At 53.5% G+C, this 9,318-nt stretch carries 8 protein-coding genes; all 8 read right to left on the bottom strand.

What is annotated here, in order from left to right; translation table 11 throughout:
• Positions 1–31: 31 nt before the first annotated feature.
• On the bottom strand, positions 32–325 hold the full coding sequence (locus tag ACFSB2_RS02665) for an RNA-binding S4 domain-containing protein (RefSeq protein ID WP_377941068.1): 294 nt from the start codon (positions 323–325) through the stop codon (positions 32–34).
• 3 nt (positions 326–328) lie between these two features.
• Complete coding sequence (locus tag ACFSB2_RS02660) at positions 329–601, bottom strand: HU family DNA-binding protein (RefSeq protein WP_377941067.1); 273 nt, start codon at positions 599–601, stop codon at positions 329–331.
• 64 nt (positions 602–665) lie between these two features.
• Positions 666–2,144: a bifunctional methyltransferase/pyrophosphohydrolase YabN gene (yabN, locus tag ACFSB2_RS02655; RefSeq protein ID WP_377941066.1), complete on the bottom strand. Its 1,479-nt coding sequence runs from the start codon at positions 2,142–2,144 to the stop codon at positions 666–668.
• A 16-nt stretch (positions 2,145–2,160) separates the two neighbouring features.
• Positions 2,161–3,762 (bottom strand): putative polysaccharide biosynthesis protein, encoded by a 1,602-nt coding sequence (locus tag ACFSB2_RS02650; RefSeq protein WP_377941065.1) that lies wholly within the window; start codon positions 3,760–3,762, stop codon positions 2,161–2,163.
• A gap of 240 nt (positions 3,763–4,002) precedes the next feature.
• A complete protein-coding gene (gene spoVT / locus ACFSB2_RS02645) occupies positions 4,003–4,545 on the bottom strand; it encodes a stage V sporulation protein T (RefSeq protein WP_377941064.1) in 543 nt (180 codons plus the stop codon).
• A gap of 152 nt (positions 4,546–4,697) precedes the next feature.
• The gene (gene mfd / locus ACFSB2_RS02640; RefSeq protein WP_377941062.1) at positions 4,698–8,252 is read right to left on the bottom strand and encodes a transcription-repair coupling factor; all 3,555 of its coding nucleotides are present in this window, start codon (positions 8,250–8,252) and stop codon (positions 4,698–4,700) included.
• A gap of 132 nt (positions 8,253–8,384) precedes the next feature.
• Entirely contained in the window at positions 8,385–8,627 is a 243-nt protein-coding gene (locus ACFSB2_RS02635; protein WP_377941061.1) for an anti-sigma-F factor Fin, read from the bottom strand.
• Between the two features lie 116 nt (positions 8,628–8,743).
• A complete protein-coding gene (gene pth, locus ACFSB2_RS02630) occupies positions 8,744–9,304 on the bottom strand; it encodes an aminoacyl-tRNA hydrolase (RefSeq protein WP_377941060.1) in 561 nt (186 codons plus the stop codon).
• Positions 9,305–9,318: the final 14 nt, after the last annotated feature.

Below are 9,318 nucleotides of genomic sequence, written 5' to 3'. Positions count from 1 at the left end.
CCGTTTCGCTGTATCTGTATAAGGACCGATGCTATGCTTCCTCATCATCTACATATTCGACTTCAACATCCTGGCGACTTACCGTCGAAATGACGTGGTATAGCTCAAGAGCCTCATCCCGACGCGGGTGCTCCGCAAGTTTTCGAACCTCTACGGTCACTGTTTTGTTACCATAGCGAACCGCAAGTATGTCCCCCACTTGTACATCGGTTGAAGCCTTGGCCGTGCGTTCGTTCACCGAAACACGGCCTGCATCACAAATTTGTTTGGCCAAAGTGCGGCGCTTGATGAGCCGAGACACTTTGAGAAACTTGTCCAAACGCACGACTTATCGAGTGCTCTCCTTCAGCTTGTTGCCAGGCTTGAAAGCCGGCACAGTAGAAGCTGGGATTTCGATAACTTCGCCAGTTTGTGGATTGCGGCCAGAGCGGGCAGCGCGGGCACGCGTTTCGAATGTGCCGAAACCGATGATTTGCACTTTTTCACCAGCGCTCAGCGTTTCTTCGATGGTGTCGAAAACACAGTTTACAGCAGTTTCAGCATCTTTTTTCTTGAGGCCGGTTTTGTCAGCCACTTTGTTTATCAATTCCATTTTATTCACTTGCGAGATACCCCTTTCGTGGGAATGTCGGGAATCTAATTCGTGTTTTCCCGCCAGATTCCTGCTAGTTTTTGCGCATTAACGCGATTTTTGCTTGATTCCAGAGCACATCCAACGCTTCGGATGTAAACGCACCCCAATTTTTACCTGATGATTTCACCTGCATTTCCACCTGTTCAAAACGCGCCGTAAATTTCCTGGTCGCCTGCATCAACAAAGCTTCCGCATCACATTTGAAGAAACGCGCCAGATTTACGCACGAGAACAGCAAATCACCCAATTCTTCTTCAACCGCACGCTGATGCGGTTGCGTCGCCAGCTCTGCCTCTAGCTCATTCATTTCCTCTTTTATCTTCTCTAATACATCTTTTACTTGTTTAAAGTCAAATCCGACCTTTGCCGCCGCTTTTTGCACGTCTGCCGCCACCATCAGCGCAGGCCCAGCCATCTTCACGCCAGCCATGAGCGAAGGAGACTCGGCTTCCTCTTCCTTCTCCGCGCGCTTCACCGCGTCCCAAAGCGCGTTGGCATCTGTCACATCTGTCGCCACAGACGACGCGAACACGTGCGGATGTCGACGAATCAACTTGGTCGATAGCTCAGAGAATACATCACGAACGGTAAATTCGCCATACTCTTCCGCAATTTGCGCATGTAGCAACACTTGTAACAGCAAATCTCCCAATTCCTCGCAGAGGTGATCCCAATCTTGTTCATCGATGGCAGAAGCGACCTCATAGGCTTCTTCAAGCACATATTTGCGCAAGCTCTCATGCGTCTGCTCGCGATCCCACGGGCATCCGTCCGGCGCGCGCAAATCGCGCACGATTTGCACCGCCTGCCATGGATCCCTGACCAACTGCTCGCGCGATTGCAGCGGCGGCACATACACGGTCGTCAAGTGATCTATCCAATCGAGGCGATCCAGCTCGTACAGCGGTATTTGCACAATCCGCTCCTGCCCTTCTACTGCGACGGCGCGTAAAACGGTAATCTCGTAATCGTCGGGGTAGACTTCCATCAACGTCAACTTGACTTCTGCCGCTATTGACGTTTGATACACTTGGGCAATCAGCGTATGTACATGAGCATTGAGCGCAGCGTCTGTCAAACTTGTCCCATCCAGCAAAAGCAATCCGTCAATCGGATCAATGCGCAGGCGGGCAGCCGTGACATCCAAAAAGCTTTGGCCTGGGCCGATGTTCACTTCGACACCTGGAATCTCGGCTTGCAACAGGTTCTGGACGCTTTGTTCTGCCACCAGCGGATGCCCAGGCACAGCGTAAATCAGATCACCGTTTGCCTTTGCCTGTGTGACGAGCGCATTCGCCATCGCCGCATAGATTTCCTCAAATGCCTCACCATTTTCGTATAGATGATCAAACGACGTGTAGGTGAGCCCCTCGCTTTCAAGCTGTGCGACGACAGGGTGAAAACATGTGCGGAGCACAACTGGCAACCCGCTTTTTAGCAGTTGATATGTACCCATCGGCAGCCCAGTTTTATCTCCCGGTCCCAGGCCGACAATGTGGATGACAGCCATTCATCTTTCAATCCTTTCAACGCATCAGTCCAAACCGTTTGCACAAACGGGCCAAAGGTGGGCCAATCCGCGGTATTGATACCAGTTCTTGGTTGGAGAGTGTTCCACTTATCAGTATAGCAAACAGATAGATAAATACACCGCCGCCAAGCATGACACAAGTGGCCAACGCTGCGCCAAGCCGCCCCAACGCTGCGCCGCCGAGCATCTCCCATTGGCGTTCCAGGGCAAACACCACGCCACACATGATGGTCGTGGCCAACAATGGCTTAAAAAACCAGTGCCCGAGCGCCAAACGTTCGCCAAACAACCGCCGCACCGCCAGCAGATTGAGCGCGGCCGCCACCACATAGCTGATGTCCGTCGAAAGTGCAGCACCAACAATACCATAGCGAGGCACAAAGAGAAAATTGGCCACCAGTTTGACAAGACACGAAATAAACAGATAAAACACTGGACGATAAATCCAACCAGCGCCTTGCAACAACGCGGATGTGGTCGTCTGGACACTGGCGAACAAAATGGCGAACGCCAAAACTTGAATCGCCCCTGTGCCCGCCCCGTCCGTGAACAAAGCGATGTCAATTGGCGAAGCGGCCAACAGCAGCCCAGCCGTGGCGGGCAAAGCAAACAGCACGGTCAGGCGAATGGACATGTCGATCCGCTCGGACAATATTCCCCTGTGTCCAAGGGCAAACGCCTCCGAAATGGCGGGCATTACGGCGACGCCAATGCCCGCGGCCAATGTGGTCGGCAGCATCATCAATTTAAACGCCCGCCCGCTCAGCAGACCAAATTGGGTCGTCGCCAGATCTTGATTTTCCCCACTGCCTTTGAGCAAGTTGACGACCGTGACCACGTCCACGTTGTGCATCAAGGGCACGACCAAAGCGCCGATGCTGATGGGAAATGCGTAGTAAAGCAATTTGCGCGTGACAGCGCGTGAAGTTTGTCGCTTCGGGGTCACTTCAGGTAAGTACTGGTGACGGCGACGCCAAAAATAAAAGATGGAGATGAGACCAGTGAGCGCGCCCGTCACCGCGCCGAACGCTGCCCCGGCAGCGGATACGCGCTGGGGAAAACCAGCATGAACCAAGTAAAGCGACAAGCCAATGATGGTCGCAACGCGAATGAATTGTTCCAAGACTTGTGAATACGCCGTCGGATCCATCCACTGAAACCCTTGAAAATAACCGCGAAAAACGCTCAACAGTGGCACAATCAAAAGCGCGGGCGCAATGGCCCTGATGGCCGTCACACTTTCCGGATCTCCCGCGACAATAGCCCAATCAGGCGCAAACCAGTAGAGAATGACAAACGCAGCCACACCGCCCAAAGATAAGAGCCAGCCCGACACGCGCAGCACATGGCGCGCAGCTGCAATATCCCCGCTGGCCAACTCCTCAGCGACCAACTTGGAAATGGCGACAGGAAACCCCGCCGTCGCAATGGCCAACAACGTGGCGTAAATCGGGTAAGCCATTTGAAACAGACCCATGCCGTGATCGCCAATGATATTCTGCAGCACAATCGTGTACACAGAACCGAGCAATTTAGACAACATCGCAGCCGCAGCGAGCAGCACCGCACCCCGTACGAAGCTACGTGAACCGGACATGCCCATTCCCCCCTGCCAAAAACATACCCTGTCCCATATGTATGGGACAACCAGGGAAGATAGTCCAGTGAATGCGCGCTACCGAAACGACTGGCGCGGCACGACGCGCAAAACGGCGGCGTGATGGTCACCGTTGGCCGTCCCACAACACAACAAGGCCTGTTGGCGTCAGTCGCCGCCAACAGGCCTTGTCCGGAGCAAAGTGGTCGAAAGATATCAATCCATAAGACCAAGCTGCTGTTACTGCTCCATTTGTCGTCCTAGGAAGCCAGCAGCTGTCTCGGCGAGTTTTTGCTCCATATCCCCCATTTTCACGTTGTCCTCACGCGAAGTGAGAATGACAGCGCCAATCGGATCGCCAGCGGCGATAATTGGAGCAATCACACGTGCGGAAAAGTGTTCGTTTCGATCCTTGATCACAGAGAAGTCACCAGCTGTACTGTTCACAATGGTTTTGCGCTCTTCCATCGCCTGCTCAACGTCTTCGCTGACTGGTTTTTCCAAGAAATCTTTCTTCGAAGTCCCAGCCGCCGCAATGACCACGTCGCGGTCAGCAATGAGTGCAATATGACCCGTGGAGTCGGCCAACGAATCGGCATACTCCTTTGCGAAGTCCCCTAGCTCGCCAATCGGGGAGTACTTTTTCAAGATGACCTCTCCGTCGCGATCTACAAAAATCTCCAAGGGATCGCCTTCGCGGATGCGCAGCGTGCGTCGAATTTCTTTCGGAATAACTACGCGACCGAGGTCATCAATTCTCCGTACGATGCCTGTTGCTTTCAAGAAATGATCCCTCACCCTCATGAAGTTTGGTGCAACGGATGTCTGACGTGACTGTATTATGTGACACCAATTGTTCCTCTATGCACCAATCGAGCGAAGGGATGGGGTAAAGCGGTGTTTACGCCCATTCTGACACAACAAAAGCCATTTGTTCACTTGACCTCAACGACTTCTTTTGGCACCTCTTTTGCCGCGATGTAATCGGCCAAAAAGTTGCACAATTTGGCCAGCAGCGCCGCATCCTCCATGCCCTTCGTCCGAAAAGAGACGAAAAACAGACCATTCGGGCGACGAGTTGGCTGACCCTGGTATTTCAACGTGATCGACAGCAATTTGGCGTAATCTGGCGATTGATTGACATCTTGGCCAAACCGCACCGCCGTTTCCGCGCCTTGTGTGGAAATTTGATCCACACCTGCGCGCGCGGCCAAGCTCTTCAACCGTGTCACCTGCAACAGGTTGCGAACTTCCCGCGGCAAATCACCGAACCGATCTTCCAGTTCCTCTTCGAGATCATCGGCCTCCAGCGGTGTCTTCACATGTTTAAACCGCTTGTACATGGCGATTTTCTGCGCAGCATCAGAAATATATGTGTCTGGCAAATACGCCTCCACCGGCAAATCCAAGTTGGGTTCAGCCGCTTGCTCGGCCTGTTCGCCGCGCAATTCGCGCACGGCCTGCGCCAACATTTCGCTGTACATGTCAAAGCCCACTGAATTGATAAAGCCGTGCTGCTCGGCGCCAAGCAAATTGCCTGCGCCGCGGATGGACAAATCGCGCATGGCGATTTTGAACCCGCTGCCAAGTTCCGTAAATTCCTTGATGGCCGACAGCCGCTTTTCAGCGACTTCGCTCAATACCTTATCGCGATGGTACGTGAAGTAGGCGTAGGCAATCCGGTTGGAACGTCCCACGCGCCCACGCAATTGATACAGCTGTGACAACCCAAACCGATCAGCATCGTGGACGATCAAGGTGTTGACATTCGAAATATCGAGCCCGGTCTCGATGATGGTGGTCGTCACCAGCACATCGATTTCCCCTTCGAGGAAATCCAACATCACGCGCTCCAACTCGTCTTCACCCATCTGCCCGTGCGCGACCGCAATCCGCGCGTCTGGCACCAACTGACTGACGCGTTCAGCCATGTGATGGATGCTCTGCACCTGGTTGTAGACGAAATACACCTGGCCGCCGCGCCCAAGTTCCCGTTCCAGCGCCTCACGCAACAGGCCCTCGTTGTATTCGACGACATAGGTCTGCACAGGAAAGCGATTCTCCGGTGGCGTCTCAATCACCGAGAGGTCGCGCACGCCCATCATCGACATGTGCAAGGTCCGCGGAATCGGGGTCGCCGTCAAAGTGAGACAGTCCACATTGGCGCGCAGTTGTTTGAGCCGTTCCTTGTGGGTGACGCCAAAGCGCTGTTCTTCATCGACAATCAAGAGTCCGATATCCTTGAATTGAATCGATTTCTGCAACAGTCGGTGCGTGCCGATCACGATGTCGACGCTGCCGTCCTTCAGCCCCTTCACACAGGCCTGCGACTCTTTGCGGGTGCGAAACCGACTCAACATGTCAATGGTCGCTGGAAATCCCGCAAAACGCTCTTTGAACGTCTCATAGTGTTGCTGCGCCAAAATGGTCGTCGGCACCAGAACCGCCACTTGTTTGCCGTCCATCACCGCTTTAAACGCCGCACGGACAGCGACCTCTGTCTTGCCATACCCCACATCGCCGCACAAGAGCCGATCCATCGGACGAGATCTTTCCATATCTCGTTTGATGTCTGCTATAGCCCGCAGTTGATCCGGCGTTTCTTCATACGGAAAAAGGTTCTCAAAGTCCGTCTGCCAAGGCGTGTCGGCGGCAAAGGCGTGACCAGGGGTCGATTCGCGCTTGGCATACAGTTTGACGAGATCTTCCGCGATGTCCTTGACTGTTCTGCTGACCCGGTTTTTGACTTTCTGCCATTCGCTTCCGCCGAGATGATACAGCTTTGGCTCTTTTTCGCCGGAACCGACGTAACGCTGAATCTGATCAATCTGATGAACTGGCACATAGAGACTGTCATTGCCGGCGTACGTGAGATACAAGTAATCCTGATGGCGCCCGTCCACGTCCAACGTCCGAATGCCCTGATATTTGCCGATGCCGTGGTTGACGTGCACCACATAATCCCCGACATGCAATTCCTGGTAACTTTTGATGCGTTCCGCATCGGACATGTCCGCGCGCGCGCGGCGGTGTTTCCGCTTGGCCGTGAACACTTCCGTCTCTACCACTACAACCAAATGATGCAACGGCAATTCGAAGCCACTGGACAAATTGGCGACCAGGATTTGTGGCACCTTCGTCTGCGCATACTGCTCTGCGCGGTCAGCTTCGATGCGATAATCCGCCAGCACGCGCTCCAAGTGATCCGCCCGCTCCTTGGTCGCGGCCACAAACACCACGTGCAACCCGCTCTTCATCCAGCGAGAAACCTCTGATTTGAGCACATTCATTTGTCCATGGAAGTTTTGCATGCTCTTGGAGGTGATGTTGATGATGTCGGAAAACCGATGTCCCGCCGTGGCGCGCGTAAATGTGGAGAACTGCACTTTCTGTTGCGGCAAATCCGCCAAAATTTGCTCATAGTTTGGAGTTTTCACCGTTCCAGCGAGCATCCTCCCGCTGATGAGGGCGCCCGAGACCCATTCGGAAAATTCCTTTTCAAGCGCTTTTGCGCGCTCTTGCAAACGGGAGGGCTCGTCGAGGCAAATAAAGAACGGCTGTGGCAGAAAATCAAACAGCGTGCCTAAATGTTGCGAAAACAAATCCGCATAACGCGATATACCGGAAAAGGCCACACCACTGGTCAATTTCCGAATGTCCTGCCCAATGTTCGTCTGTAATTTATCTCTGATTTCGATATCGGTCAAAGTTCGCACGCGCTCAGCGAGATGGGCCTCCAACTTGGTTGCAACACCAGCCGCCACGGCGGGTGGCACAAGCAAATCTGACGCCGGACCAAATACGACCTCTTCTAACTTTTCAAGCGAGCGCTGAGTGCTCACATCAAATGTGCGAATGGAGTCGACATCTGTGTCAAACCACTCCACCCGAAAAGGATGTAGCGCTGAGACAGGGTATATATCCAAAATGCCGCCGCGCACGCTAAATTGACCGCGCGTCTCCACCATATCGACGCGCTCATAACCAGCGCGAACGATTTGCGCAGTGATGGTTTCGATGGCGGCCTCTTTGCCTACAACCAACCGTACCCCTTGCTCTACAAACTGTGATTTCGACGTCAGTGGCTGCGAAGCGCCAAGCAATGTCGTCACAACGACGGCCGGCTTGGTCGATGTGGTCAGCGCTTCCAGAATACTCAGACGCTCCGATATGACGTCGGAGGAAGCAGCCGTGATATCAATCAGCGCATTCTCCCGCTCGGGAAAAAGCAAAACATCTGTATCCGGCAAGAATTCTTTTAAATCCTCCCAGATGGTCTGAGCTTGACTTGCCGTATGTGTCACGACGAGCATAGACTCCGGTATCCGCGCGCTTTCGACCCCGCGCAAGGTCTGCAGTCCAGCCATGAACAATTGGCGCGCCGCACCAGCAACGCCTGTAATTAACGCGTCATTTCGACGCGGCCCCATATTTTTTGCCAACGCTTTAAGCGATTCATCCGTTGCTGTGAGGCGAACGAGATCGATCACGTTACCCCTCCTCAAAAAGTGCACGTGCCAAACGCACAAAGACCTTAGCAAGAAGCCAAGGCCTGCCACGCACGTGTTCAGTGCATGCACGGACGGGCATGATGACCCGTCCGCCATTCAAACGACAGAATGTCACTGTATGACGTGACCTTCAACAAGCAACTCTGGATGCATCTGCACAGCTTCCTCGCATGCTTCACAAACCGTCTGCACCTGTACGGCATCCGCCTGAATGGGACGAACGACCTCTTGTTGATGCGCGGCATCCAGATGATGCAAGCCCAGATGCTGCACCCCATCCGCAAGGGTCCAATCACGATGCTCCACTGTACCCATAGGTTGCTTGCAATATCGACACACATAATCGAAACGCATCGGTATCTCCCACCTCATGACCGTCGTCTGTCACTAGTATGGGGGTTCAGATACGCGAGCATACGTCATCTTCGGACGTGTTTTGCAAATGTTCAAAGCGCTTCACGACGAACGGTTTAGTTGAATCGGTTCATCGCCTTGGCAAAACCATGCTGTACGCTATACAAAATGGCGTCTGTTGCGACTTTCACCGCCGCATCCACCTTTTTGGCATCCTCTGGGACAAACGTCCCCAGCACATGGCCCAGAATTTCCGAAGCGTGTGACGGGCGGCCAATGCCCATGCGAACCCGACAGAACGCCTCTGTCCCTAAAGACGCGATAATGGATTTCATGCCGTTGTGTCCGCCGGCGCTGCCGCGTTCGCGCAGCTTGACCTGTCCAGGTTGAAAATCCATGTCGTCATAAACCACAATCAGATCTGTCTCTGGTTGCAATTTATAATAATGCACAACATCTTGTACCGCCAAGCCACTCAAATTCATAAAGGTCTGCGGCTTCAATAGCAAAACCTGCTCGCCATGAAGACGGCACTCACCGACCAAAGATTGAAATCTGGCACGCAAAACAGGTGTGTGCTCCGCCTCTGCGAGCGCGTCAATCACCCAAAAACCGACATTGTGCCTGGTCGCGGCATATTTTTGCCCAGGATTTCCTAACCCAACAATGACTTTCACAGTATTCCTATTCC

The organism is Alicyclobacillus fodiniaquatilis (assembly GCF_042678105.1).
In the GTDB taxonomy this organism is placed as follows: Bacteria; Bacillota; Bacilli; order Alicyclobacillales; family Alicyclobacillaceae; genus Alicyclobacillus; species Alicyclobacillus fodiniaquatilis.
Note: the sequence above shows the minus strand (reverse complement) of the source record. Positions and strands in the feature narration are given on the sequence as shown.